Below are 23,239 nucleotides of genomic sequence, written 5' to 3'. Positions count from 1 at the left end.
CGCGCGACATCTTGCAGAAGGTCATTCGCGCCAACAGTCGCTTAAGTTCCAAACAGAACGGAACACTGCACTAGGCGGCAAGAACAAGCTCGCGTTCCAGTACGGCGCCGGTCCGGGCACGGGCCTCGGCTACACGGGAACGCTGACCAACGACAACCGCTACAAGAGCCTGCGCGTCCTCGACGCGTTCGACTGGCAGGCGACGCGAGACTTCGGCGGACAGGTGGTCGGCATCTACCAGCGCGACATCGCGCCGTCGGGCGGGTCGCAGACCTGGGTATCGGTGGGCGTGCGGCCGGTGTATGCGTTCACGCAGCACATCAAGCTGCAGGGCGACCTCGGGCACGATCGCGTGACGCCGTCCGGCGGCCCGACGCGCACGCTGCTGAAGGCGAGCGTCGCGCTGACGCTCGCGATGGACCGCTCGTTCTGGTCGCGGCCCGAATTCCGCGTGTTCTACACGTATGCGCGCTGGAACCAGGCCGCGCAGGATGCGGCGGCGCCCGGGGATCCGCTGTCGACGACGGGTATCTTCGGCACGTCGCGTACGGGTTCGACGGTCGGTGCGCAGGTCGAATGGTGGTGGTGAGCGCGATGACGGAACGTTGTACGACGATATCGATGGGTGCCGATGCCGCGCCGTTCTCGCGCATCGTGTTCGGGATGTGGCGGATCGGCGACTGGGCGTTGTCGGTCTGCGAGCGTCGCGCGCTGATCGAGGCAGCGCTGGAACTCGGCGTGACGAGTTTCGACCATGCGGACATCTATGGCGACTATACGGCCGAGGGCCTGTTCGGCGACGTGCTGGCCGATGCGCCGCACCTGCGCGAACGGATGCGGATCATCACGAAGTGCGGGATCCGGCTCGTGTCCGCGCGCCGGCCCACGCACGGGATCAAGCACTACGACACGCGGGCCGCGCATGTCGTCGCGTCGGTCGAGCAGTCGCTGCGCGCGCTGCGCACCGACCGGCTCGACTTGCTGCTGCTGCATCGTCCCGATCCGCTGATGGATGCCGACGAAGTCGCGACGACCTTTGCCGCGCTCCGGCGTGACGGAAAGGTGAGGGAATTCGGGATATCGAACTTTACGGCGGCACAGGCAGCGTTGCTGCAGGACCGGATGGCGGCGCACGGGATGTCGCTCGCGACGAACCAGGTCGAATGTTCGCTGCTGCATCTCGCGCCGCTCGACGACGGCACGTTCGATCAGGCGCAACGCTGGCGCTGTCCGCCGATGCTGTGGTCGCCGCTCGCGGGCGGACGCCTGTTGACCGATGCATCGCCCGTCGCGACGCGCGTGCGCGCGACCGCGGCGCGGATCGGCGACGCGCTTGGCGTGTCCGCGACGACGGTGCTGTTCGCGTGGCTGCTCGCGCTGCCATGCCGGCCGTTACCGATCGTCGGGTCGGGCCGGATCGCGGCGCTGCGCGAAGCGGTGGAGGCAACCCGCATCCCGCTCGGGCGAGAGCAGTGGTTCGAGCTGCTAAGCGCGGCGCGCGGCGTAGAGGTGCCATGACCGTTGCGATCGACACACGATGACAACTCGGGAGATACGATGAGCGAAGCGATCATGAATGGCCATCCGGTTGAGCCGGGCGGCGTGCGCGCCGACGAACCCCGCTTGCTGGCGGACATCGGCGGCACGCACGCGCGCTTCGCGCTGGAGACCGCGCTCGGCGGGATCGGCGACGTGCGCGTCTATCGATGCCGCGCCCATGCAGGTGTGGACGACGCGGTGCGCGCGTTCCTGCGCGACGCGGGTGGCGTGCGGGTGCGCGACGCGGCGATCGCGATCGCCAATCCCGTGGACGGCGACATGGTCAGCATGACCAATCATGACTGGCGTTTCTCGATCGACGCGACGCGCCGCGCGCTCGGATTCGACACGCTGCGCGTCTTCAACGACTTCGCGGCGCTGGCGATGGCCGTGCCGCATCTGTCCGCGGGACAACGGCGGCAGGTCGGCGGCGGGCACGCGGCGCCCGCGGGTACGATCGGCGTGCTCGGCGCCGGAACGGGGCTGGGCGTCTCGGCACTCGTGCGCGCGGGCGACGCATGGGTGCCGTTGTCCGGCGAGGGCGGGCATGTGTCGTTTGCGCCTGCCGACGCACGCGAGGCCGACGTGCTGCACTACGCGCGGGCGCGCTGGCCGCACGTATCGTTCGAGCGGCTGGTCGCCGGGCCTGGCATCGCGGTGATTCACGCGGCGCTCGCGGCGCGCGACGGCTACGACGCGCCCGGGGCCGACGCGACCGATACGGCCGCCATCATCGATCGTGCGCTCGACGGCGACGCACGCAGCGTGGCGACGCTCGAGTGCTTCTGCGGCATGCTCGGTACGTTCGCGGGCAATTTGGCTCTGACCCTCGGCGCGACCGGCGGCATTCATATCGGTGGAGGCGTCGTGCCGCGCCTCGGTGCATGGTTCGATGCGTCGCCGTTTCGTGACCGCTTCGAGGCGAAGGGGCGCTTTGCCGGTTATCTCGCGAAGATTCCGACCTTCGTGATCACCGCACCGCATCCGGCCTTCGTCGGCGTGTCGCGCCTGCTCGCCCGCGCGTTGGGCGAGGCCGGCTGACGCGTTGCACGGGCCGCCGAGCTTTGCGCGAAGGTTGCCTTCCCGACGCCCATCGATCGGATGGACGCGCGCGTTGCCACGCATGCTCGTCCTGTTGCACGTCGATCGACCGTGCCACCGCCGCGGGCAACACGCGCGTGCCGTGGCCGCACCGTCATGTCCGGCCTGTGTTGCTGTCACTCGACTGTCTGAAACGTGTCGGTGTGCTGAAAGCAATCCCGCCGCGCGCGACGCCGGCTTATGGAATACGCCGACTGGAACTTGTCCCGGAACTCATTTACTTTTAGAACAGTGTCGCCTATGCGTCGGGCGTTCCGGAGGAGTCGTGACCGCATTTCAGAAAGTGTGGCAGTTGCTCGTCGGAAAGCCGCTCGACCCGCTCGATCCGCGCACGCGGCATGCGATCGCCGTGACGCCGCTGCTCGCCTGGGTCGGGCTCGGTGCCGACGGCCTGTCGTCGTCGTGCTACGGCCCGGAAGAAGCGTTCCTCGCGCTGGCGCACCACACGCCGCTCGCGCTGTTCCTCGCGCTCGCGACGGCGGCGACCGTGTTCATCATCGCGCTCGGCTACAACCAGGTGATCGAGCTGTTCCCGACGGGCGGCGGCGGCTACCGCGTCGCGACTTCGTTGCTCGGGTCGAAGCCGGGGCTCGTGTCGGGCGCGGCGCTGCTGGTCGACTACGTGCTGACCGTGGCGACCTCGCTCGCAAGCGGTGTCGACGCGTTCTTCAGCCTGCTGCCGGTGAGCGCGCAGGCGTTCAAGCTCACGACCGAGATCGTGCTGATCCTGATGATGACGGGGCTCAATTTCCGCGGGATGCGCGAATCGATCATGGTGCTGCTGCCGATCTTCATCGGCTTCGTGATCCTGCACTTCGCGCTGATCGTGTATGGCGTCGCCGTGCACGGCAGCAACCTCGCGATGATCGTGCCCGATGCGGTGCACGAGGCGCACGGCATGTCGCAGTCGCTCGGCGTATTCGTAATGCTCGCATTGCTGATGCGCGCGTTCTCGCTCGGCGGCGGCACCTATACGGGCCTCGAGGCCGTGTCGAATAACGTGAACATGCTCGCCGATCCGCGCGTGCCGAACGGCAAGGTGACGATGTGGTACATGTCGACGTCGCTCGCGTTCACGGCCGGCGGCATCATCCTGCTGTACATGCTGTGGCATGCGCGGCCCGTCGAAGGCGAGACGCTGAACGCGGTCGTGTTCGGCAGCGTGATCGACCATCTCGGACTCGGTTCGGCGTTCGCGCGCCACGCGTTGCTCGCGGCCGTGCTCGCGTTCGAGGCCGGGCTGCTGCTGGTCGGCGCGCAGACGGGCTTCCTCGACGGCCCGGCCGTGCTGTCGAACATGGCGTCGGATTCGTGGGTGCCGCGCCATTTTCGCGACCTGTCGGGGCGCCTCGTGCGGCAGAACGGCATCATCGTCGTCGGGCTGTCGAGCCTGCTGATCCTGTTGTGGACGCACGGCAACGTCGACGTGCTCGTCGTGCTGTACAGCATCAACGTGTTCCTCACGTTCAGCATGTCGCTGCTCGGGCTGTGCACTTACTGGTGGCATCATCGCAGCCAGCAGGGCTGGTTCAAGCATTTCTTCCTGTCGGCGCTCGGGTTGAGCGTGACGGCGACCGTGCTCGTCATCACGCTGATCGAGAAGTTCACGGCGGGCGGCTGGCTCACGGTGCTCGTGACGAGCGCGGTGATCGCGCTGTGCTTCATGATCAACCGCCACTACGCCTATACGCGCGTGCAGCTCGCCAAGGAGGACGAACTGTTCTCGGGCAAGGCGCCCGAAATTGACGAGGCCACCGCGCCGGGCAAGCCCGATCCTTCGCAGCCGACCGCCGTGCTGCTGGTCGGCAAGCATCGCGGCGCGAGCATGCACGCGCTGCTGTGGGTCAACCGGCTGTTTCCCGGGCACTTCCGCAACGTGATCTTCCTCGCGGTCGGCGAAGTGGACGCGAAGGCGTACGACGGTCACGAGCATCTCGAGCGGCTGCGCCACGCGATCACCGAATCGCTCGACTACTATGTCGCGCACTGCCGCCGCAACGGCATCGCGGCCGACTACCGGATCGCGTTCGGTACGAACCCTGTCGTCGAATTCATGAACCTCGCGTCGTCGACGCTCGACGAGTATCCGAACTCGGTGTGCTTCGCGAGCAAACTGATCTTCCGGCGCGTGAATTTCCTCACGGCCTGGCTGCACAACCAGACGCCCGTCGAGCTGCAGGCGCGCCTGCATGTCGAAGGCAAGCAGATGGTGTTGTTGCCGATGAACGTCGGGTAGCGGCGCACGTCGCGCGCGGTCATCGCATCGCCGCGCGATGATGTGCGATTCAGGGCCCGTACGCTTGAATACATCACAATGTGATATAAAATCAAATCAGGCCTACGTGCCATCCGGCCTCCACGCCACCAACGAACCCGGCCGCGCGACGCGCGCATCGTGCCGGGCGAACGTCCGGTTCAGAAGAACGGGCGGCGCTCACGCGCAGCGGGATGGCCACGGGGCCTCGCCGCGACCGGCGGCACGATGCGCCGTACGGTTCGCGGCGACGACATGGGGAAATGACGATGCTGATCACGTTTCGCTCCTCCGCCGCACCCGACATCGTGATGTTGCGCGATCTGGCGCAGTATCTGCTGGGGCTGGTCGGCAAGGGGCTCGACGTCCGCGGCGTGATTTCCACCGACGAGCTGCCGGGTGCGATCGCGCGGCTCGAACAGGCCATCAGGGACGATGCGGCGCGCGAGCGCGCCCACGAGCATTCGACGCAGGCGCTGCGCGACGACGTGTCGCCGCATGCGGGCGGGCTCGCGCAGCGCGCGTGGCCGTTGCTGGACATGATGCGTGCGGCCCGCGAACAGGGCCGGCACGTGATGTGGGGCGTGTAGGCGCCATCGCGCGTGCCGCCCGCGGTACCGGACCTCCGCTGGAAGGCCGGCAGCAAGCGCGTCGTTCGACGCGCGGCCGCCGGCCGATTTTTTTGCGCGGCGCGCCAACGCGACTACGGATGATGATGCGTATGCGAGCGTGACGAGCGTCGCGCGGGCCGGTGCAGCAGCCTGTCGCGCGTGCGGTCGCGGCCGCGCCCGGCCGTGAAGAACAGCACCGCGAACACGAGGAGCGCGAGCAGCAAGAGCGCCTGGACGAGACCGTTTTCCATGTCGCCTCCAGCATGACGAGGGATCAAGGGCGCCGCGACCGGCCGTCAGCCGGCAGGCATGAACGGGCCGGCGAGCATCGTGTCGATGAAGCGCTTGGCCAGCGCGATCGAGATCCTGACCGCATCCGCGTCGTTGCGGAATACGTGATGCTTCGGGTCGAGCAGGTGCGCCTCATGGCATCCGCGGGCGTCGTGCCAGACCACGACGGCGAGCGGCTCGTACAGCGCGCCGAGTTCGAGCCCTTCGCCGGCTACCGGGTCGACGAGCGCGATCGCGCGAATCCCGCACTGACGATAGGTCAGGCAGAGCGGCGAAGCCATGACGGCCTCCGTGGCAGACGCCGGTCGTTCCGACCCCGCGCGGCGCGTGATCGGACGAATGGGCGCCGCGCCGTATTCACGTCAGCATCGGTATCGCTTCGATCAGCGCGATGCCGAGCAACGCACCGATCGCGGCACCGACCAGTCTCGGATGCCACCGTAGATGTAGCGCCGTCAGCAGTGCGCCAAACAGGACCAGGCCCAGCAGCGTGAACGCGATCACGAGGTAACCCATCTCGAAGTCGCTATTGATGATTGGCATGATGCCTCCTTCCCCATGTCGGCGTGTCGTGTCCGGCAGCGTGTCATTCCGTCGACGTCGCACGCATGGAGGATCTACTAAATTATATGTCGCACCGTGATACAAAAAAGCCCTCTCGTCCGGGACAGCGCGCACGGGGGCGGCATACCGGCGTGGCGAAGCGGGCGATGCACGCGCGGCCGGCTCGCCGCCGCGCGGCTTGACGCTCGCCGGCACGTCACCCACACTGGTTCGCACGACGGGCACGCGGCGCGCGAGCCGTCATGTGCGCGTCATGCGGATCGAACCGTCCGCGCCGGCGCGTGACCCTGGCGCCCGGCAACGAACGCGCGGAGAGCTTCGACGTGGTGCTTTTTCCTTCCCGCTGGACCGGCCGCCTGCTTGCCTGCGCGATCGCGATCGGCGCCGGCGCAGGCGCTGCCGTGGCCGATGTACGCGACCCAGGCAACGCACTCGATACGGGCACCGACGCGCCCGTCACGATCGTCAGCGATGTCCACGAATTCGTGATCCAGCACGACGGTTCGCTCGACGAGCACGACGACTCGACGCTGCGCGCGAACAACGCGAGCGGCATCGACGCGGTCGCGCAGCGCTACGTGTGGTTCGACAAGAATCTCGAGAAGGTGGACCTGCTGGCGGCCGAGACGATCGACCGCGACGGTGTCGCGCATCCGGTCGGCGCGGACGGCATCCGCGACGTGCAGGAACCGCGCTCGGCCGGCGCGCCGACGTTCCAGGACGGGCTGTTGCGCACCGTCGTGTTCCCCGGCGTCGAAGCCGGGTCCAGCACGCGCGTGGCGTTCCGCAAGACCCGCACGAAGCCGGTCAACCGCGGCTACTTCGGCTACACCGTCGAGCCGTCGCGCGAGCCGGTCGGCAGCCAGCGGCTGATCTTCGACGTGCCGGCCGACATGCCGCTGTACGCGGATGCGCGCGGCTACGTCGCGCTGCCGCCGGTCACTGCGAACGGCCGCACGCGCTACGAATTCGACTACCGGCACGGCCCGTACGACCGCATCGAGAACGGCGCGGTCGGCTACGCGACCTACGGCGACCGGCTCGTCGTGTCGACGCTGCCCGACTATGCGGCGTTCGCCGTGCGCTACCGAAACGCGGCCGTCGATCCGGGCACGGACGATCCGGCCGTCGCGCAACTGGCGCATACGCTTACCGCGGATGCCGCCGATCCGCGCGACAAGGCGCGCATCCTGTACGACTGGGTGCAGGCGAACATCCGCTACGTCGGGCTGTTTCTCGGCGAAACGGCCGCCGCGCCGCATCGCGTCACGGACATCCTGCGCAATCGCTACGGCGACTGCAAGGATCATGTCGCGCTGTTCGGCGCGCTGCTCGCGGCGGTCGGCATCCGCAGCGAACCGGTGCTGCTCAATCTCGGGTCGGTCTACACGCTGCCGTCGGTACCCGGTTACGGCAGCGGCGCGATCAACCACGCGATCACGTGGCTGCCCGATCTCGCACTGTATGCGGACACGACGACGGCCGGCATCGCGTTCGGCTATCTGCCGCCGATCGTGATGGATCGTCCCGCGTTGCTCGTCGACACGGGCGTGCTGTCGCGCACGCCGGCCACGCAGCCGCGCGGCCGCATCGCGCGGGTCGAGATCGATGCGGCCGGGCCCGGCGCCACGCGTTTTCATGCGTACGTCGAAGACGACGGCTGGACGGCCGAACTCGAACGCAACCTGTTTCGCCGCGCGACGCCCGACCTCATCGCGCAGCTCGCGAACGACCGCCTGCGGCAAAGCGGCTTGCGCGGCCGCGCGCAACTGTCGACCAGCGACCGGCGCGTGACCGACGGGCCGTTCGACGTGACGGTCTCGGGCACCCTCGATCATTTCGTGTGGCCCGACGGCACGACCGCGTTGCCCGCGCTGTCGAGCCTGACGGGCGGCATCGCGACGCAGGTCGAGCGCTGGCTGGCCGAACCGGTGCGCACGCAACCGTGGGGCTGCATCGGCGGCACGTTCGACGAAACCGGTCAGATCGCGCTGCCGGCCGACGTCGCGGTGACCGACCTGCCGGCCGATACGGCCGTGCACGACCGCTTCATCGACTTCACGTCGCATTACGTATTCGACGCGGCCGCGCGCGTCGTGCAGGTCACGCGGCGGATGACCGCGGATTTCGGCCGTCAGGTGTGTACGCCGGACGAATTCACGGCGCTGCGCGCGTCGCTCGAACACATCGAACGCGACACGCAGGCGCAGATCGTCGTGCGGGCGAAAGGGCGTTGAACGGGCAGGGGACGTGCGCGCGTCGAGGCCATCGATCGACGTGCAGGAGGGACATCATGACGGAACGGGACTACGAGATCGCCGATCTCTCGAAAGATTTGCTGGGCCGGATCGTGCAGGGTACCGTCGCGAGCGGCGCAGTCGTGGATGCGGAGCAGTGCGCGGCGCTTGCGGTGCAGTGCGCGACGGCGCTGGTCGACCGGCTGGAAGCGCGCAGCGGCTGACGGCTGCCATCATGCGCGGCGGTGACTTGAGCGACGCCTAGCGGCCGCCGCGAGCCTCACGCGCGACGCATTACGCTTCGACACGCACCTCGCCGTCCGCGCGCACCGCGCCCGGCGGCTTGCCCACCACGCGCTTGAACGCGCGGCTGAACGCGGCGAGCGAGCCGTAGCCGAGCCGGTATGCGACGGCCTCGATCGCCTCGTGATCGCGCGTGATCCATTGCGCGGCGAGCCGCATCCGCAGTTCGGTCAGGTAGCGCACGGGCGTCATCCCGGTGGCCGCGAGAAAGCGCTCGGCGAACACCGAGCGTGACACGCCTGCTTCGGTGGCGAGTTCCGCCACGCTCCAGTTGCGGCCCGGGTCGCGATGCAGCGCGACGATCGCGCGGCCGAGCTTCGGCTCGCGCAGCGCCTGCACCCAGCCCGTCGCGTCGCCACATCCGCACTCGACCCAGCCGCGCACGATGAAGGCTGCGACCACGTCCGCGAGCCGCGCGAGGATGCCCGCGAAGCCCGCGCGCGCCGAGCATGCTTCGCGTTCCATCGCGTCGAGCATCGGGCGGATTTCCGGGTAGCGCGCGAGCAGCGTGCCGACGTGCATGAACTCGGGCATCGTGCCGACCAGCGGCTGCATGCCGCCGAGGTCGAGCTCCATGCACGCGCTGAAGATCAGCGCATCGCCGGCGCCCGGCTCGGTCGTCGCGCAACTGGCCGGCGACACGCCGGCCGACGCGACCGACGCCACCGTATCGCAGATCTTCGCGACCTCGAAACCGTTGATCTCGCGGCACGGTGCATCGGGGTCCGACACCAGCGCGTGCATGCCGCCATGCGGCAGCAGGATTGCGTCGCCGGCCTCGAGCCGCATCGTGTTGCCCGACGCGTCGCGCAGCAGCACCGGCCCGCGCCCGACGAAATGGAACTGCGCGCGGCCCGTCACATGGCCGAAATTCAGCCCGAACGGCCGCGCGACCTGGATGCGGCGGTACTGCACGCCGCTCAGGCGCATCCCCAGCAGCAGCTCGCTGACGAGGTCGTGCACGTCGGGGATGGGTGGCAGCAGGGGCTCGGACATTTCGAGATTCGGACGATCGATCAACAAGAGCGGATTGTATGTCATAGACCGTCCTGGCGTGGTTCCTTACGATACGCCCTCATCAGTACTTTCCCTAACCGACACGGAACCACGCATGAATCCCGGAATCTCCACGGCCGCCTCGACGGCGGCCCCCCGCGAACCGGCCTGGGGCGCGGTATTCTCGATGACGCTCGGCGTCTTCGGGCTCGTCACGGCCGAATTCCTGCCCGCCAGTCTGCTGACGCCGATGGCCGACAGCCTTGGCGTGACCGAAGGCGTGGCCGGGCAGGCCGTTACGGCCACCGCAACGGTCGCGCTCGTCACGAGCCTCTTGATCTCGGCGCTGACGCGCACGATCGACCGGCGGCGCGTGCTGCTCGTGTTCTCGGTGCTGCTCGTCGCATCGAACCTGGCGGTCGCGTTCGCGCCGAACCTGGCGATGCTGCTGGTCGGCCGCGTCGTGCTCGGCATCGCGCTCGGCGGCTTCTGGACGATGGCGACGGCCACCGCGATGCGGCTCGTGCCGACCGCGATGGTGCCGCGCGCGCTGTCGATCATCTTCAGCGGCGTGGCGGTCGCGACGATCGCGTCCGCGCCGATGGGCAGCTACTTCGGTCACCTGATCGGCTGGCGCAACGTGTTCCTGATCGCCGCCGTGCTCGGCGCCGTTTCGTTCGTGTCGCAGGTCATCACGCTGCCGTCGATGCCGCCGAGCGGCACGACGCGGCTGCGCACGCTGATCGACGTGCTGCGCCGGCCGACCGTCGGCCTTGGGATGTTCGCGACGATCCTCGTGTTCACTGGGCACTTTGCGTTCTTCACGTACCTGCGGCCGTTCCTCGAACAGGTCGCGGGCGTCGGCGTGAACGGGCTGTCGGCGATCCTGCTCGGCTACGGCATCGCGAACTTCGTCGGCACGTCGCTTGCCGGCCGCGTGCTCGAACACCGGTTGCGGCCGATGCTGATCGGGATGCCTGCGTTGATGGTCGTGCTCGGCGTCGCGCTCGTCGCGCTGGGCCGTGCGCCGATGATCGACGCGGTGCTCGTCGCGTTGTGGGGGATGGCGTTCGGCGGCGTGCCCGTCGCCTGGTCGACGTGGGTCACGCGTACCGTGCCCGATGAGGCCGAGAGCGCAGGCGGGCTGATCGTCGCGGCGATCCAGCTTGCGATCGCGACGGGCGCGGCAGCCGGCGGTGTCGTATTCGACGCGAACGGCGCGGCCGGCGTGTTCGTTGCGGCAGCCGTCGTGCTGGCCGTCGCGGTTGCGACGATCGTGACCGGCGTGCCGAAGCGCGTCGGCGTGGTGTCCGTGCCGCTGGCGGAGTGAGTCGCACCGGCGGGCCGCTCGGCCCGCCGCTCAGCGCACCGGTGCGTGCGCGTCGAGCAACTGCCGGTGGCGCGCTTCGGTCGCGTCGTCGGCGGGGAACATGCACTCCATGCGCAGTTCCTGCGCGGCGGCGCTTTGGGGCGTACCCACCGTCGTGACCAGCGAGAAGTAACGCAGCACGACGCCTTCGTGCACGAAGCCGATCGGGATGACCGGCAGCGACGGCGCGGCGGCTGGCGCCAGCGGTGTTTTCCAGTCGCGCGGCGCATCGGGGCTGGCGAGCAGGTCGTCGAGCAGCCGCCGTGTGTCGTCGTCGATCACGCGGCCGACCGATTCGCGCTGCACGCGCTGCAGCAGGCTGCGCGACACGGTATCCCAGTCGGCCAGGAACGGCCGCATGCCGTGCGGATCGAACATCAGGCGCAGCAGGTTGCGCGGGCCGTCGCGCGCGGCCATGTCGATGAAGCAGCCGAAAAAGCGCGGCGCCGCGTCGTTGGTCATCAGCACGTTCCAGTGACGGTCCATCACGATCGCCGGAAACGGATCGTGCTGGCGCACGACCCGTTCCAGCGCGCCGATCACGCCCTGCATCTCCTGCGCGTCCCACGGCGCTTCCGAATATACGGGCGCATAGCCGGCCGCGAGCAGCAGCGCGTTGCGCTCGCGCAGCGGCACGTCCAGCGTCTGCGCGAGCGTCAGCAGCGTGTCGCGGCCCGGCACGCTGCGCCCGCTTTCGATGAAACTGATCTGGCGCTGCGAAATGCCCGCATCGAGCGACAGGTCGAGCTGGCTCACGCCGCGCACGTCGCGCCAGTAGCGCAGCAACTGGCCCAGTTCATGCGGCGGCGCGTGCCGATCGCGACGGCTGGCGTGCATCGTGCCTCCCTCGGCATTCCATGAGCGACCGATCGACTATATCGGACTCACGCGGCGTTCGCATGCCACGCGAATGCGTCGAACGGCGCTTCGAGCATGGGCCGCGTGACGCTGCCGACGTAGTTCGTGATCGTCGAGGCGGCGACTACCGCGATCACTTCCAGCAACTGTTCGGCGCTGAAGCCGGCGTCGAGGAACGACTGCCGGTCGGCATCGGCCAGGCGGCCGCGGGTGTCGATCAGCTTGCGCGCCAGGGCCGACAGCGCGGCCAGTGTCGCGTCGCCGGGCAGGCCGCCGCGGCGGATCGCATCGACGTCGGCGTGGGTCACACCCTGTTTCAGCGCAAGCGCGGTATGGAAGGCGACCGGCCACTCGCTCGCGTTCGTGACCGCGTTGGTGAGCAGGAGCGTCTGGATCTGCGGCTCGGTGAGGCTGCTGGCGTGCACGCGCTCGAACAGGCCGATGAAGCCGTTGATCAGCACCGGCGATGCGGCCATGGCCGCCGCGATGTTCGGGACGATGCCGAAGGTTTGCTGGAGCTGCTGGAGGACGGGCTTCGATTCGGCCGGCGCGGAGTCGATGGTGTGAAGCGGATAGGCGGACATGATGTCTCCCGGGCGATGAGCGCCGCCGGAATGGCGGCGCGACACCCGAAGCGTAGGAGCGGTCGTGTCGTGCGCCAATTACATGCGATGTAATCACCCGGCGTGATGGGGCGGCGAACGGCGCGCATCGATCGCGCGGCACACCCGGGTCCAGCGGGCCGATTCGCGTGGCGCGCGCATGCGATCGTATGATGTGCGAGCATCCGTGGCGCGATGCTGGCGCCGGTGGCCGGAAAGGGCGGGCGATCGTTGGCCGGTGCTGGGGGAGGGCGCGGTCGCGTTGGCCGTTCGCATGCGCGGCGTGATGGGCTTCCCGGATTTTTCCACGCAACAACTGCATTCTTGAAGCGCTTGGCTCAATGAAGACGGTAATCAACTTCAACTATCTGTCGCCGCTGTACACGTGCTTGTTCATCATGACCGATGACGAGCTGGACGATTTCACCATCAACTCCGATGACGGGCGGGCGTGGCTGCTCCAGCAGATGAAGACCCGATTCGAGCGATACGGTGCCGAATCCCGGTCCCGCGTCGTCGACGCACTGGAGTATGTGCTGGTGTCGGGTTCATGGCTGGCGCACTGGCGTGGCATCGTGCCGCACGAGATTCCGCTGGACGACGTGACCGACAAGGAGAAATATGTTCGCGATGTTTTTCACGTGCTGGCCGGCAGGGCACCCGATCCCGCATTCGACGTTCGCGAGATCGAATTCGACCACACCGTCGGGCGCGACGGTATCGACGTCCGGAAATAGCGAGGCAATCGACGCATGCGCGCGACGGAACGCGAGATGAAGAAGGATAACGAAACGATCGAACTGTCCGGTGAGGAGGCATTGCGTGTGCTCGCGGAGATCGAGTACATCCTCATCTCGTTGCGCAATATCGGCCGCTACTATCACGCTGGCCCGGCAGCCGCTGCCGGCCCGGATCCGGACTATGCGCAGGAAACCAACCGGTTCATCGACGAGGGCCGCGTGACCCGGCGGCTGGCGGAGGTGAGAAAGATCATCACCGCAAAATTCGATCGGTCGCTCGGCGCCGACGACATGGACGACGTCGAGCGGGCAATGGAGCACGTCAAGGTCTGGGAGAGGCCGGGCGATCTGTGACGGCCGGTGCGGCGTGCGGCCGGCATCGCGATGCCGGCCGGCCCTGGATCACGATGAAACGCGCGTCAGCCGCCTTGCCTGACCATCTCCGCCAGCGTCTTCATCGCCTGCAGGTACGGATACGGCCCGTGGCTGATGCGGGCCACGCCGTATGCCGCGAATTCGGCGAGCGTCGGCGTGGCCGTGACGCGCATCACGTTCACCGGCAGCGGCGAGGCGGCCGTCAGCGCACGAATGAGCGCCGGCGAGCGCAGCCCCGGCACGAACAGCCCGTCGGCACCGGCCGCTGCGTACGCGCGTGCGCGGGCCAGCGTGGCATCGAGCAGGCGCTCGTCGTGCGTGTCGGCCGGCGCCTTGAAGAACACGTCGGTACGCGCGTTGATGAAGTAGTCGGCGCCCGCGCGATCCGCAGCCTGGCGAGCCGCCGCGAGACGGGTCGCCGCCGCATCGACGTCACGCAATTCACCCGTTGCCGGGAAGCTGTCCTCGAGGTTGCAGCCGATCGCGCCGGCTTTGATGCTGAGCGCGATCGTTTCGGCGACATCGTCCGGCCGCTCGCCGTACCCGCTTTCGAGATCGACGGTGACGGGCAGGTCCGTCGCACGCGTGATCCGCTCGAGCACCTCCATCATCAGCGCACGCGGCATCTGCTCGCCGTCGACGAAACCGTTGGCCGCCGCGACCGACCAGCTGCCGGTTGCCAGCGCGACAGCGCCCGCGTCGGCCGCCGTGCGCGCGCTGCCGGCGTCCCATACGTTGAACAGCGCCAGCGGCTGGCCCGCGCGGTGAAGCGAACGGAAATATGCGCCTTTCTCATTGCTGCTCATGCCTGTGTCTCCTTGTGGAAAACCGGGTCGGTTGTCGTGCCGAACGATACTGCCACCGAATCGAGCGTCGCGAGAAAATCGCGCGCGTCGAACAGCTCGCCGAGACTACGCACGCCGCCTGACGTCACGGTGTCGCCAGCGATCAGGCGCACGGCTGCCTCGACGATGATCGGTGCGCTGACCGCGTAGATGTCGCGGCCGGACGCCGTCGCGCGGTGCGTCGTGCTGCCCTGCACGACGATTGCGTCCATCGCGAACTGCTGTGCCGAGCGGCCGAGTGAGTCGGTCGCCTCGGGCGGCGGCGTGGCGGCATCGCGCACGTCGCGCAGCGCGAGGGTGGCGAGCCACGATTCGATCGTATCGATGCGAAGGTGACGCGACAGCGTCATCACTTCCGAAAACGGCAGCAGCGTCACGTCGACGCGGCCGATCGGCGGCGGGAACGGCCATGCGCGTTCGCGCGCGGTCGACGGCACCGGCGTCGGCTTGCCGGCCTTCTGCACGAGCCGCACCGCGCGATTGCGTTCGCCGGTCACGCGCGTACCGCGCGTCGGGTGCCAGCGGTCGAGCCCGGTTGCGATGTCGACGCGCTCGATCGGCTGGTTCTTGTCCACGACGGCCGTGACGAGCAGGTCGGCCAGGCCACCGTAGAACGCCGCGGCCGGCACGACGGTCACGCCTGCGGCGCGCGCCCGCGCATCGCAGTGTTCGGCCAGTAGCCGCACCGACGGCTGCTCGGCGGTCAGGTCGAGATAGGGGATGCCGGCCCGCAGCGCGGCATCGGCCAGCGGCAGCGCGGTATCGAGGTACGGGCCCGCGCAGTTGATCACCGCGGCCGCGCCGCGCAATGCGGCGTCGAGCGCGACCGGATCGTCGATCGCGGCGACGCGCGCGAGCGTCGTGTCGCCGCCGTCTTCGGCGAGCCGCGCGGCATCGCGGCCGATGCGGATCGCGCGCAGGCCCCGCCGCGCCAGTTCGGCGACCACAAACCGCCCGGTATGACCCGTGGCGCCATAGACTGCAACCGTCATTCGATCGTCCATGATCAACTCCGCTACAGAACGGTCTGTTTTATAGTACAGACCTGTAGCGTCGTCAAGCGCGCGGTGCTATGATCCGATCACTGTTGCGGTAGGGGCGGCCAGCACGGCCGGGTCGGGATGAAAAAGGAAACAGGGTCATCAGCGAACGCGCCCGATACGCGCGAGCGCATTCTGCAAACGGCCAGTGAGCTGTTCTACCGGGAGGGCACGCGCGCGGTCGGCGTGGACCTGATCGTCGCGCAGGCAGGCGTCGCGAAGACGAGCCTCTATCGCCACTTCGCGACGAAGGACGATTTGATCGAAGCGTTCCTGCTGCGCGAGGACGCCGATTTCTGGGCGCATTGGGATGCGGTGGCCGCGCAATACCGGCGCACGCCGCGCGAGGAACTGGATGCGCAGCTGCAATGGCTCGGTGAACGCATTGCGCGCCCCGGTTATCGCGGCTGCCCGCAGATCAACATCGCCGCCGAATATGCGGACGGCAACCATCCGGCCCGCAAGGTGGCCGTCGCGCACAAGCAGGAGCTACGGCGCCGGCTGACCGAGCTGGCGGGGGCGATCGGCGTCGGCGAACCGGAAACTTTCGCATTGCGGCTCGCGACCGTCATCGACGGTGCGCTGAGCAGCGGGCAGGCGCTGCATGCGCACGGGCCCGTGGCCTTTCTGCAGGAGTTCGCGCAACTGCTGCTGCCGAAGAAGGGCCGGAAGTAAGCGTCCTTGCCGCAGCGATCCGCGCGCCGGTTCGGTTCAGTCGCGCGCGGCCGGATCGACCGACAGCGTGCGCAACTGGCCGCGCAACTGATCGACTTCCTCCGGCGCGAACGGCCGTTCGATCTCGGTGTGCGCTTGCTGCCACAGCGGAAACGCTTCGGCCAGCAGGTCGTTCCCGGCCGACGTCAGTTCGAGCAGGCGGCTGCGCCGGTCGTCCGGATCCTGCGCGATCGTGACGAGGCCGCGCCGCTCGAGCGGCTTGAGCGCGGCCGTGAGCGTGGTGCGGTCCATCGCAAGCAGCGACGCGACCGATTTCATCGGCGCCGGCTGGGGCCGGTTCAGCGACATCAGCAGCGAAAACTGGCCGTTGGTGAGATCCAGCGGGCGCAGCACATCGTCGAAAATCCGCGCAAGATTACGCGCCGCGCGCTGCATGTGCAGGCACAGGCAGCAATCGCGCACCATCAGCGTCGTTTCGAAAGGGAGCTTTTCTTTTCGTGCCATGTTGCAATTGTGTTGATATCAACCTATCTTGTCAAGGTCGAGGCGCGGCAGCCCGTCGCGTCCGTCACCGGAGGAGACAGCATGAGTGCTCAACAGCAGTTGTATCTCGCGGTATTTCTCGGGACCAAGGATAGCCCGGCCATGAAGGCCTGGATGGCGCTGCCGGAGGACGCGCGGCGCACGCGCGAGCGCGACGGCATCGCCGCATGGCATGCGTGGGTCGACCGGCATCGCGACGCGATCGTCGAGATGGGCGGGCCGCTCGGCAAGACCAAGACCGTCGATGCGGCCGGCGTCGCGGACACGGTGAACGCGATGAGCGGCTTCACCATCGTGCGGGCCGCGTCGCACGACGCCGCGGCCGCGCTGTTCGAAGGCCATCCGCATTTCACGCTGTTCCCGGGCGTGGCGATCGACGTGATGCCGGTGCTGGCGATTCCCGGCGCGTGAACGACGGGCGAGGCCGCGCATCGCGTATCGGCGATGCGCCGTGGCCGGCAAGTGGAGATTTTCCCGACATTCTGGATGGAGACTGGCGATGAAGCTTTACGGATTTGCCGGCACCCGCTCGCAACGCGCGCTGTGGGGGCTGAAAGAACTGGATGCCGATTTCGAGTTCATCTCGGTGAACCTGCTCCAGGGCGAGCACAAGCGGCCCGAATTCCTGCGCCTCAATCCGGCCGGCAAGGTGCCCGTGCTGGTGGACGGCGACCTCGTGATTCCCGAGTCGGCCGCGATCGTGCTGTATCTCGCGGACAAGTACCCGGAGAAGGCGCTGCTGCCGGTCGATCCGGCGCTGCGGGCCGAGGCTTACCGGTGGGTGATGTTCGCGGTGACGGAGCTCGAGCAGCCGCTGTGGCGGATCACGCGGCATTCGTTCATCTATCCGCCGGAGAAGCGCTCGCCGGCCGATATCGAACTGGCGCGCGAGGATTTCAAGACGATGGCCGCGATCCTCGACAAGCATCTCGAAGGGCGCGCGTTCATCGTCGGGGACACGCTGACGGTGGCCGATTGCGTGACGGCCTACCTGATCGATTGGGCCGGCGAGTGCAACCTGATCGAATCGTTCCCGCAGCTGCGCGCGTATCTCGAACGGCTGTATGCGCGGCCGAAGGCGCCGCAACGGATCGCGGACGCGCGCAAGGCGGCGTGAATGGGCGGCGGCCGGTCATGCGCCGCATCGGCGTGGCCGGTCGTTCCATTTGCGTCATCGGTGAACGGTGGTCAGCCGCGTGTCATGGCGGGGAAGCGTGCGTCGCGAGTGTGACGCACGCAGGCGCTCACGCTACGGTGTCAGGCCCGCCGAGCGCGCGACACAGCATCGACAGGTCGCTGAGTGTGAGGTGCGGCGTCGCGGCCTGCTGCCGAACACGCTCCGTTTCCGGATGCGTATCGCGCACCACCCACGCTGCCTGAAGTCCCGCGTTCAATGCGCCGACGATATCGAGGTGATAGTCGTCGCCGACATGCAGCAATTCCGCCGGCCGCACATCGAGCGTTTGCGCCGCCGCATGGAAGATCCCGGGCTCCGGCTTCGCGACTCCGAACGCCTGCGCGCTGAGCGTCGTACGAAAGAATTCGCCGCCGCCGGTCAGCTGAAGATCCGCGTTGCCGTTGGTCACCGCGATCAACGGGAAGCGCGCGCTCAACCACGCGAGTGCCGGCAGCGCATCTTCATAGAATTCGACCCGGTTGCGTGCGGCATAGAAGGCGGCGTACGCATGCTCGGTGAGCGCGATATCTTCGTTCGCACGCTCCAGCGCCAGCCTGATCGAGCCGATTCTCATCGCGCGGAAGTCGCCGGCGAGCCCGGGGCACAATCGTTCGTATTCCTCACGTAGCGCGCTCAGCGCCTGCTGCGTGGTCAGCACGCTTGCGGTACCGGGCGCATGCTCGATCAGCCACGCGCGGAGGGCGGCTTCGGCCCGTACGACGGCCGGCCCGAACGGCCACAGGGTGTCGTCCAGGTCGAACGAGAGGGCGGAAACTTGGGTGAGACGCATGGCGATTGACGGGGAATTTCGTTTACCAGGGCCACGGAATGGCGATTCCGGTGCCGTTTTCGAGGGCCTGCTGATACAGGAAGCGTGCGACGGTCAGGTCCTGAAGCGCGAGCCCGGTCATGTCGAAGACGGTGATCTCGTGCGGTGCGCGCTCGACCGACGCGGTTCCGGTGAGGATGTCACCGATTTCCGTGCATGGCAAATCCGGCGCCCACTGGCATTCGCCAATGCTGCGCGCCTGATCGTGATCGTCCACGACGATGCGCGCGCGTGCCAGCACGCCTGCCGGAAGCTCGCGCTTGCCGGCGGTGTCGGTGCCCACGCAGGTCAGGTGGGTGCCCGGCTGAACCGCATCCGCATCGAACAGCGCGCCGCCGCCCGGCGTTGCCGTGATGACCACGTCGCTGTCGGCCACCGCGTCGTTTTGGTCGCGGGCCACGCCGATCGTGCATCGTTCCCGGAAGGCCGATTCGAACACCGGATCCGGTTCGCCGCTGACGTTCACGTACTGCACCGTGCACCGTTGCGGCAGCAGCGCGAGCGCGTAGTCGAGCTGGACCCGTGCCTGCACGCCCGTGCCGAACACGCAGATTCGCGTGCTGTCGCGACGCGCAAGCAGTTGCAGCCCGAGGCCGCCGGCCGCACCGGTTCGCGCGGTGGTGATCGCATTGCCGTCCATGATGCATAGCGGGCGGCCCGTGGCCGGGTCGAACAGCGCGACGGTGGCCTGATGCGGTTCGCCGCCGAGCGCCCGGTTGCCGGGCCAGAACCCGGCCGCCTTGAAACCGAGCAGATCCTGGCACGCGACGTCGCCCGACTTGATGCCGAACACGCCGCCGGTGTGCAGCTTCTCGCGAACCACCGGGAACACGCGTCCGGCCCGTTGACTGTGCAGCACGAAGGCTTCGCGAACCGCCGCCGTTACTTGCGGGGCCTGGAGGGCGGGTTCGACGGCGTCGCGGTCGAGAAGCAGGAGTCGGGCGTCTGTCGGCATGTCGGGTTGGCCTTTCCGGTGCAAGGCGAATCGGGGAGGGAGGTTTAAATTTTGTCCAGATTTGGATAAATAGTCAATTAATCGGTGGCACCGCGTGGACGCGCGGTTGGATTCACCACCCATAGAAGCGCGGCCACGTCTGCGCGCCGCCGTCTTCGCCGATGGCCTGATACTCGGGATGTTGCGCGCCGGTGGCGCACGCGTGATTCGGCAGGATGCGCAGGCGGGTGCCGATCGGAAATCGTTGCGCGATGCCGGAGTCGGGCGAGCCCGCGCGCGACACGATCCCGTGCTCCTGGTTGGCGGCGCTCATCACGTAGTCGCCGAGCACGTCGCCGTGTTCGGTGCAGACCTGCCCGTAGCCGAAATCGCGCGCCTGGCGCTGCGTGCCGCGGTCGCGGCTCATCGCCATCCAGCCCGCGTCGACGATCGCCCAGCCTTTCTCTTCCTGGTGCCCGATGACGGTGGTCAGCACCGACAGCGCAATGTCGGCCAGGTCGCACACGCCGATGTTGTGCATCACGAGGTCGAACATCACGTACACGCCGGCGCGCACCTCGGTGACGCCGTCGAGGTGTTGCGCCGCGAGGGCGGTGGGTGTCGAGCCGATGCTCACGACCGGGCAGGGCAGCCCGGCGGCCCGGAGGCGCTCCGCCGCCCCCACGGTGCGGCTGCGTTCCTGCTCGGCGATTGCCGCCAGCGCTTCGGGCGTGTCGTATTCATAGCTGGAGCCCGCGTGCGCCAGCACCCCGCCGAGCGCCATCCCGCCGTCGACCAGCGCGCGGCCCACGTCGATCAGCAGGTCGGCCTCGGGCGGAATCCCGGAGCGGTGGCCGTCGACGTCGACTTCGATCCATACGTCGAAGCGCTCGCCGTGCGCATGCCCGAACTCGGCGATCGCGTGCGCGGCCGGCAGGCTGTCGGCGACCAGCTTCAGGTCGCAACCTTGCCGGCGCAGCGCGAGCGCCTGGCCCAGCTTCGCGGGCACGATGCCGACCGCGTAGACGATGTCCCGGATGCCGTGCGCGAAAAACTGTTCGGCTTCCTTGAGCGTCGACACCGTGATGCCCTGCGCGCCCGCTGCGATCTGCGCATCAACGACGTGCGCGCATTTGGTGGTCTTGACGTGCGGCCGGAACCTGACGCCGAGCGCGTCCAGATGCGCCTGCATGCGGCCGATGTTGTGACGCATTCGGCTGACGTCGATCAGGGCGGCCGGCGTGTTGAGGGTTTGAAGGTCCACGATGCGTTGCCTCGGAGGGGTGCCGATGCGGACACTGTAGGGGCGTCGACGGGCCCCGTGTTTAACGCGTGGCTAATCCGGCATTAAACGCTGCTTAATCGGTCGAATCGTGCGGGGCGTGGCGCGGCTCACGCCTTGCCGCGCCACGGCGGCGGGCTCAGAAACCGCGTCGCGGCTTCGAGAAACACCCGTTGCCGCGCGGAGCGGCCGGTGCGCGACGGCAGCAGCGCCGTCACCGGCGCGGGCGGCAGATGCCAGTCGGGCAGCAAGCGGACGAGCCTGCCGTTCGCCAGCAGCGGGGCGACGTCCCACTCGGAGCGTTCGACGATCCCGAGGCCGGCCAGCGCCCGTTCCGTGATGACGGTGCCGTCGTTGGAGGACAGCGCGCCGGTGACGCGGATCACGGCGGACCGCCTCGGCTCGCCCTTGACGTCGCCGCCTTGCGAGAAGCGCCATCGCGGGATGTCCTCGTCGTTCTCGCGCAGGCACAGGCAGTCGTAGCGGGCCAGGTCGGACGGATGGTTCAGTTCCTTGAGGCGGCGTGCATAGGCCGGGCTCGCGCACAGAAAGCGCGCGTTGGGCGCGAGCGGATACCCGATCCACGACGACGACTTGAGGCTGCCGACGTGAACGACCACGTCGGCCCCCGACGCGCCGGTCAACGGGCTCTCCGACAGGTGGAGCGCGATGTCGAGCTTCGGATGCGCGCGTTGCACGTCGCGCACGATCCGCGCGACGTACTTTCGCCCGAAGCCGAGCGGGGCGACGACACGCAGCGTGCCGCGCACGTCGCCGTGGTCGCCCGAGATGCTGACCGGCAGCGCCTCCACGCGCTCGAGAATGTCGACGGCCTCCTGGTACAGCCGTTGCCCTTCGTCGGTCAACGCGATCCCTTTCGGCTGCCGCACGGCGAGCCGTGCGTTCAAGCGCGCTTCCATCCGCTGCAGGCGAATCGTGACCGCGGGCGGCGTGAGATCGAGCAGCCGCGCGGCCGAGGCCAGCGAGCGCGACGTGCCGATTGCGCGCACGAGTCGAAGGTCGTCGAGGTCGAGCATTTCATGTCTCTTAATGCTGGATGTGCCGAGCATTAAACCGCACATCGCGACGCGAATCCATCGATGGGGATGCGGATCGCGTCGCCGCTTCGAACGATACAGCCCGCGGCGCCACGCACCGTTACCGGTCGAGGCCGAAAATCAGCGACCGGTGCGCGGCGACCCCGGCCATCACACCGGACGCCGACGCGAACGTCGCGTTGGACATCGGTGTCGATGCGTCGCCCGCCACGAATACGCCGGAGACGCTCGCCTGCTTCCCCGCATCGACGCGAACGACCGGGCCGAGCGGCCCGTCGTCGAATGCGCAGCCGAGCTGCTGCGCGAGATCGCTCGCCATGGCCGTGCGCGCACCGACGAACAGCGCATCGATCGGCACGACCTGCCCGTCGGCGAGCCGCAATGCTTCGATACGCGGCGCATCGCCCAGGATTTCAACGACCGGCGACCGCTCGATGCGTACGCTGCGCGCCTCGAGCAACACGGTCTCTTCTTCGTTCGCTTCGGCCACGCCCTGCGTGAACCACGTCGTCGGGCCCCAATCCGGAATCAGGATCGCCTGATGCACGGACAGCGGATGCGTGGCGAGCACGCCGAGCCGCTGGCCGCTCACCTCGTACCCATGGCAATACGGGCAATGCAGCACGCTGACGCCCCAGCGTTCCGTGAGCCCCGGCAGCGCCGGCAGTTCGTCGCGGATGCCGGTTGCGAGGATCAACCGGTCGGCGCTCGCACGGCTGCCGTCGGCCAGCGTCACGTGAAAGCGGCCGTCCGCAGCGCGCCCGGCCGTGCGTACGTCGCCCGCGATGCGCCGCACGGTCGGATACGTGGCGAGTTGCGCGGCGGCTTCGTCGACGATCTGCGCGGGCGGTTTGCCGTCCTGCCCGAAAAAGCCGTGCGCGTGCGCGGCAAAGCGGTTGCGCGGCCGGCCGGCGTCGATCACGAGCACGCGGCGGCGCGCCCGCGCAAGCTGCATCGCGGCCGACAGCCCCGCAAAGCTGCCGCCGATCACGATCACTTCATGACGGTCATGCATG

At 68.3% G+C, this 23,239-nt stretch carries 26 protein-coding genes and 1 pseudogene; 13 read left to right on the top strand and 14 right to left on the bottom strand.

Annotation, left to right across the window (positions count from 1 at the left end; genetic code table 11):
• The 5 genes and pseudogenes from BDO18943_RS34720 to BDO18943_RS34700 form a co-directional block, all read left to right on the top strand.
• On the top strand, window positions 1–589 hold a 589-nt coding region (locus BDO18943_RS34720; RefSeq protein WP_235996270.1), incomplete at its 5' end, for a carbohydrate porin.
• Entirely contained in the window at window positions 577–1,518 is a 942-nt protein-coding gene (locus BDO18943_RS34715) for an aldo/keto reductase (protein WP_175025817.1), read from the top strand. The genes BDO18943_RS34720 and BDO18943_RS34715, both read left to right, overlap by 13 nt.
• Before the next feature lie 54 nt (window positions 1,519–1,572).
• Window positions 1,573–2,565: pseudogene (locus BDO18943_RS34710) on the top strand (glucokinase); the annotation flags it as partial.
• A 340-nt stretch (window positions 2,566–2,905) separates the two neighbouring features.
• Entirely contained in the window at window positions 2,906–4,876 is a 1,971-nt protein-coding gene (locus BDO18943_RS34705) for an APC family permease (RefSeq protein WP_175025815.1), read from the top strand.
• Window positions 4,877–5,163: 287 nt separating this feature from the next.
• On the top strand, window positions 5,164–5,484 hold the full coding sequence (locus BDO18943_RS34700) for a DUF1840 domain-containing protein (RefSeq protein ID WP_059240809.1): 321 nt from the start codon (window positions 5,164–5,166) through the stop codon (window positions 5,482–5,484).
• A gap of 113 nt (window positions 5,485–5,597) precedes the next feature.
• On the opposite strand, the gene BDO18943_RS34695 is transcribed toward BDO18943_RS34700, so the two are convergent.
• The 3 genes from BDO18943_RS34695 to BDO18943_RS34685 all read right to left on the bottom strand — a co-directional run bounded on the left by BDO18943_RS34695 (window position 5,598) and on the right by BDO18943_RS34685 (window position 6,339).
• On the bottom strand, window positions 5,598–5,756 hold the full coding sequence (locus tag BDO18943_RS34695; RefSeq protein ID WP_175025814.1) for a hypothetical protein: 159 nt from the start codon (window positions 5,754–5,756) through the stop codon (window positions 5,598–5,600).
• Window positions 5,757–5,801: 45 nt separating this feature from the next.
• Window positions 5,802–6,077, bottom strand: a complete 276-nt coding sequence (locus tag BDO18943_RS34690; RefSeq protein WP_043178377.1) for a hypothetical protein — start codon at window positions 6,075–6,077, stop codon at window positions 5,802–5,804.
• Window positions 6,078–6,153: 76 nt separating this feature from the next.
• Window positions 6,154–6,339: a hypothetical protein gene (locus BDO18943_RS34685; protein WP_043178375.1), complete on the bottom strand. Its 186-nt coding sequence runs from the start codon at window positions 6,337–6,339 to the stop codon at window positions 6,154–6,156.
• 344 nt (window positions 6,340–6,683) lie between these two features.
• Between BDO18943_RS34685 and BDO18943_RS34680 the strand changes: the two genes are divergently transcribed.
• Together BDO18943_RS34680 and BDO18943_RS34675 are read left to right on the top strand one after the other, a co-directional pair.
• The gene (locus BDO18943_RS34680; protein ID WP_175025821.1) at window positions 6,684–8,597 is read left to right on the top strand and encodes a DUF3857 domain-containing transglutaminase family protein; all 1,914 of its coding nucleotides are present in this window, start codon (window positions 6,684–6,686) and stop codon (window positions 8,595–8,597) included.
• 56 nt (window positions 8,598–8,653) lie between these two features.
• Window positions 8,654–8,821, top strand: coding sequence for a hypothetical protein (locus tag BDO18943_RS34675; RefSeq protein WP_175025813.1), 168 nt, complete (start codon window positions 8,654–8,656; stop codon window positions 8,819–8,821).
• A 70-nt stretch (window positions 8,822–8,891) separates the two neighbouring features.
• Here the strand turns inward: BDO18943_RS34675 and BDO18943_RS34670 are convergent, their stop codons facing one another.
• A complete protein-coding gene (locus BDO18943_RS34670) occupies window positions 8,892–9,941 on the bottom strand; it encodes an AraC family transcriptional regulator (protein ID WP_175025812.1) in 1,050 nt (349 codons plus the stop codon).
• A gap of 70 nt (window positions 9,942–10,011) precedes the next feature.
• Here BDO18943_RS34670 and BDO18943_RS34665 point away from each other — a divergent pair, with 70 nt between their 5' ends.
• Window positions 10,012–11,226: an MFS transporter gene (locus tag BDO18943_RS34665; protein WP_175025811.1), complete on the top strand. Its 1,215-nt coding sequence runs from the start codon at window positions 10,012–10,014 to the stop codon at window positions 11,224–11,226.
• Between the two features lie 30 nt (window positions 11,227–11,256).
• On the opposite strand, the gene BDO18943_RS34660 is transcribed toward BDO18943_RS34665, so the two are convergent.
• On the bottom strand, window positions 11,257–12,102 hold the full coding sequence (locus tag BDO18943_RS34660; RefSeq protein WP_043178360.1) for a helix-turn-helix domain-containing protein: 846 nt from the start codon (window positions 12,100–12,102) through the stop codon (window positions 11,257–11,259).
• Window positions 12,103–12,149: 47 nt separating this feature from the next.
• The gene (locus tag BDO18943_RS34655; RefSeq protein ID WP_175025810.1) at window positions 12,150–12,707 is read right to left on the bottom strand and encodes a carboxymuconolactone decarboxylase family protein; all 558 of its coding nucleotides are present in this window, start codon (window positions 12,705–12,707) and stop codon (window positions 12,150–12,152) included.
• A 416-nt stretch (window positions 12,708–13,123) separates the two neighbouring features.
• On the opposite strand from BDO18943_RS34655, the gene BDO18943_RS34650 reads away from it, so the two are divergent.
• Together BDO18943_RS34650 and BDO18943_RS34645 are read left to right on the top strand one after the other, a co-directional pair.
• Entirely contained in the window at window positions 13,124–13,462 is a 339-nt protein-coding gene (locus BDO18943_RS34650) for a hypothetical protein (protein WP_175025809.1), read from the top strand.
• A 36-nt stretch (window positions 13,463–13,498) separates the two neighbouring features.
• On the top strand, window positions 13,499–13,819 hold the full coding sequence (locus BDO18943_RS34645) for a hypothetical protein (protein WP_175025808.1): 321 nt from the start codon (window positions 13,499–13,501) through the stop codon (window positions 13,817–13,819).
• A gap of 65 nt (window positions 13,820–13,884) precedes the next feature.
• On the opposite strand, the gene BDO18943_RS34640 is transcribed toward BDO18943_RS34645, so the two are convergent.
• Both BDO18943_RS34640 and BDO18943_RS34635 read right to left on the bottom strand, forming a co-directional pair.
• Window positions 13,885–14,646, bottom strand: a complete 762-nt coding sequence (locus BDO18943_RS34640; protein ID WP_175025807.1) for an isocitrate lyase/PEP mutase family protein — start codon at window positions 14,644–14,646, stop codon at window positions 13,885–13,887.
• Entirely contained in the window at window positions 14,643–15,689 is a 1,047-nt protein-coding gene (locus tag BDO18943_RS34635) for a saccharopine dehydrogenase family protein (protein ID WP_175025806.1), read from the bottom strand. The genes BDO18943_RS34640 and BDO18943_RS34635 overlap by 4 nt, the downstream gene beginning before the upstream one ends.
• A 117-nt stretch (window positions 15,690–15,806) precedes the next feature.
• Between BDO18943_RS34635 and BDO18943_RS34630 the strand changes: the two genes are divergently transcribed.
• Complete coding sequence (locus BDO18943_RS34630; protein ID WP_175025805.1) at window positions 15,807–16,400, top strand: TetR/AcrR family transcriptional regulator; 594 nt, start codon at window positions 15,807–15,809, stop codon at window positions 16,398–16,400.
• 36 nt (window positions 16,401–16,436) lie between these two features.
• Here BDO18943_RS34630 and BDO18943_RS34625 read toward each other — a convergent pair whose 3' ends face one another.
• A complete protein-coding gene (locus tag BDO18943_RS34625; RefSeq protein ID WP_175025804.1) occupies window positions 16,437–16,904 on the bottom strand; it encodes a MarR family winged helix-turn-helix transcriptional regulator in 468 nt (155 codons plus the stop codon).
• Between the two features lie 81 nt (window positions 16,905–16,985).
• On the opposite strand from BDO18943_RS34625, the gene BDO18943_RS34620 reads away from it, so the two are divergent.
• A complete protein-coding gene (locus BDO18943_RS34620; protein ID WP_175025803.1) occupies window positions 16,986–17,354 on the top strand; it encodes a hypothetical protein in 369 nt (122 codons plus the stop codon).
• 88 nt (window positions 17,355–17,442) lie between these two features.
• Window positions 17,443–18,060, top strand: coding sequence for a glutathione S-transferase family protein (locus tag BDO18943_RS34615; RefSeq protein WP_043178344.1), 618 nt, complete (start codon window positions 17,443–17,445; stop codon window positions 18,058–18,060).
• Window positions 18,061–18,187: 127 nt separating this feature from the next.
• Here BDO18943_RS34615 and BDO18943_RS34610 read toward each other — a convergent pair whose 3' ends face one another.
• From BDO18943_RS34610 to BDO18943_RS34590, 5 genes are all read right to left on the bottom strand, one after another.
• Window positions 18,188–18,910 carry an HAD family hydrolase gene (locus BDO18943_RS34610; protein WP_175025802.1) on the bottom strand — a complete coding sequence of 241 codons (723 nt, stop codon included), beginning with the start codon at window positions 18,908–18,910 and terminating at the stop codon, window positions 18,188–18,190.
• A 22-nt stretch (window positions 18,911–18,932) separates the two neighbouring features.
• Complete coding sequence (locus tag BDO18943_RS34605; RefSeq protein WP_175025820.1) at window positions 18,933–19,904, bottom strand: ornithine cyclodeaminase family protein; 972 nt, start codon at window positions 19,902–19,904, stop codon at window positions 18,933–18,935.
• A 112-nt stretch (window positions 19,905–20,016) separates the two neighbouring features.
• Window positions 20,017–21,147: a DSD1 family PLP-dependent enzyme gene (locus tag BDO18943_RS34600; RefSeq protein ID WP_175025801.1), complete on the bottom strand. Its 1,131-nt coding sequence runs from the start codon at window positions 21,145–21,147 to the stop codon at window positions 20,017–20,019.
• 128 nt (window positions 21,148–21,275) lie between these two features.
• The gene (locus tag BDO18943_RS34595; protein WP_374101868.1) at window positions 21,276–22,202 is read right to left on the bottom strand and encodes a LysR family transcriptional regulator; all 927 of its coding nucleotides are present in this window, start codon (window positions 22,200–22,202) and stop codon (window positions 21,276–21,278) included.
• Window positions 22,203–22,323: 121 nt separating this feature from the next.
• Window positions 22,324–23,238, bottom strand: a complete 915-nt coding sequence (locus tag BDO18943_RS34590; protein ID WP_175025799.1) for an NAD(P)/FAD-dependent oxidoreductase — start codon at window positions 23,236–23,238, stop codon at window positions 22,324–22,326.
• Window position 23,239: the final 1 nt, after the last annotated feature.

Source organism: Burkholderia aenigmatica, assembly GCF_902499175.1.
In the GTDB taxonomy this organism is placed as follows: domain Bacteria; phylum Pseudomonadota; class Gammaproteobacteria; order Burkholderiales; family Burkholderiaceae; genus Burkholderia; species Burkholderia aenigmatica.
Note: the sequence above shows the minus strand (reverse complement) of the source record. Positions and strands in the feature narration are given on the sequence as shown.

Coding starts and splice junctions, on each gene's coding strand:
- BDO18943_RS34605 (WP_175025820.1), bottom strand. CDS start 19,904: ATGCCGACAGACGCCCGACTCCTGCTTCTCGACCGCGACGCCGTCGAA.
- BDO18943_RS34675 (WP_175025813.1), top strand. CDS start 8,654: ATGACGGAACGGGACTACGAGATCGCCGATCTCTCGAAAGATTTGCTG.
- BDO18943_RS34645 (WP_175025808.1), top strand. CDS start 13,499: ATGAAGAAGGATAACGAAACGATCGAACTGTCCGGTGAGGAGGCATTG.
- BDO18943_RS34660 (WP_043178360.1), bottom strand. CDS start 12,102: ATGCACGCCAGCCGTCGCGATCGGCACGCGCCGCCGCATGAACTGGGC.
- BDO18943_RS34590 (WP_175025799.1), bottom strand. CDS start 23,238: ATGCATGACCGTCATGAAGTGATCGTGATCGGCGGCAGCTTTGCGGGG.
- BDO18943_RS34640 (WP_175025807.1), bottom strand. CDS start 14,646: ATGAGCAGCAATGAGAAAGGCGCATATTTCCGTTCGCTTCACCGCGCG.
- BDO18943_RS34715 (WP_175025817.1), top strand. CDS start 577: ATGGTGGTGGTGAGCGCGATGACGGAACGTTGTACGACGATATCGATG.
- BDO18943_RS34695 (WP_175025814.1), bottom strand. CDS start 5,756: ATGGAAAACGGTCTCGTCCAGGCGCTCTTGCTGCTCGCGCTCCTCGTG.
- BDO18943_RS34620 (WP_175025803.1), top strand. CDS start 16,986: ATGAGTGCTCAACAGCAGTTGTATCTCGCGGTATTTCTCGGGACCAAG.
- BDO18943_RS34650 (WP_175025809.1), top strand. CDS start 13,124: ATGACCGATGACGAGCTGGACGATTTCACCATCAACTCCGATGACGGG.
- BDO18943_RS34615 (WP_043178344.1), top strand. CDS start 17,443: ATGAAGCTTTACGGATTTGCCGGCACCCGCTCGCAACGCGCGCTGTGG.
- BDO18943_RS34685 (WP_043178375.1), bottom strand. CDS start 6,339: ATGCCAATCATCAATAGCGACTTCGAGATGGGTTACCTCGTGATCGCG.
- BDO18943_RS34635 (WP_175025806.1), bottom strand. CDS start 15,689: ATGGACGATCGAATGACGGTTGCAGTCTATGGCGCCACGGGTCATACC.
- BDO18943_RS34630 (WP_175025805.1), top strand. CDS start 15,807: ATGAAAAAGGAAACAGGGTCATCAGCGAACGCGCCCGATACGCGCGAG.
- BDO18943_RS34690 (WP_043178377.1), bottom strand. CDS start 6,077: ATGGCTTCGCCGCTCTGCCTGACCTATCGTCAGTGCGGGATTCGCGCG.
- BDO18943_RS34670 (WP_175025812.1), bottom strand. CDS start 9,941: ATGACATACAATCCGCTCTTGTTGATCGATCGTCCGAATCTCGAAATG.
- BDO18943_RS34665 (WP_175025811.1), top strand. CDS start 10,012: ATGAATCCCGGAATCTCCACGGCCGCCTCGACGGCGGCCCCCCGCGAA.
- BDO18943_RS34625 (WP_175025804.1), bottom strand. CDS start 16,904: ATGGCACGAAAAGAAAAGCTCCCTTTCGAAACGACGCTGATGGTGCGC.
- BDO18943_RS34700 (WP_059240809.1), top strand. CDS start 5,164: ATGCTGATCACGTTTCGCTCCTCCGCCGCACCCGACATCGTGATGTTG.
- BDO18943_RS34655 (WP_175025810.1), bottom strand. CDS start 12,707: ATGTCCGCCTATCCGCTTCACACCATCGACTCCGCGCCGGCCGAATCG.
- BDO18943_RS34595 (WP_374101868.1), bottom strand. CDS start 22,202: ATGCTCGACCTCGACGACCTTCGACTCGTGCGCGCAATCGGCACGTCG.
- BDO18943_RS34610 (WP_175025802.1), bottom strand. CDS start 18,910: ATGCGTCTCACCCAAGTTTCCGCCCTCTCGTTCGACCTGGACGACACC.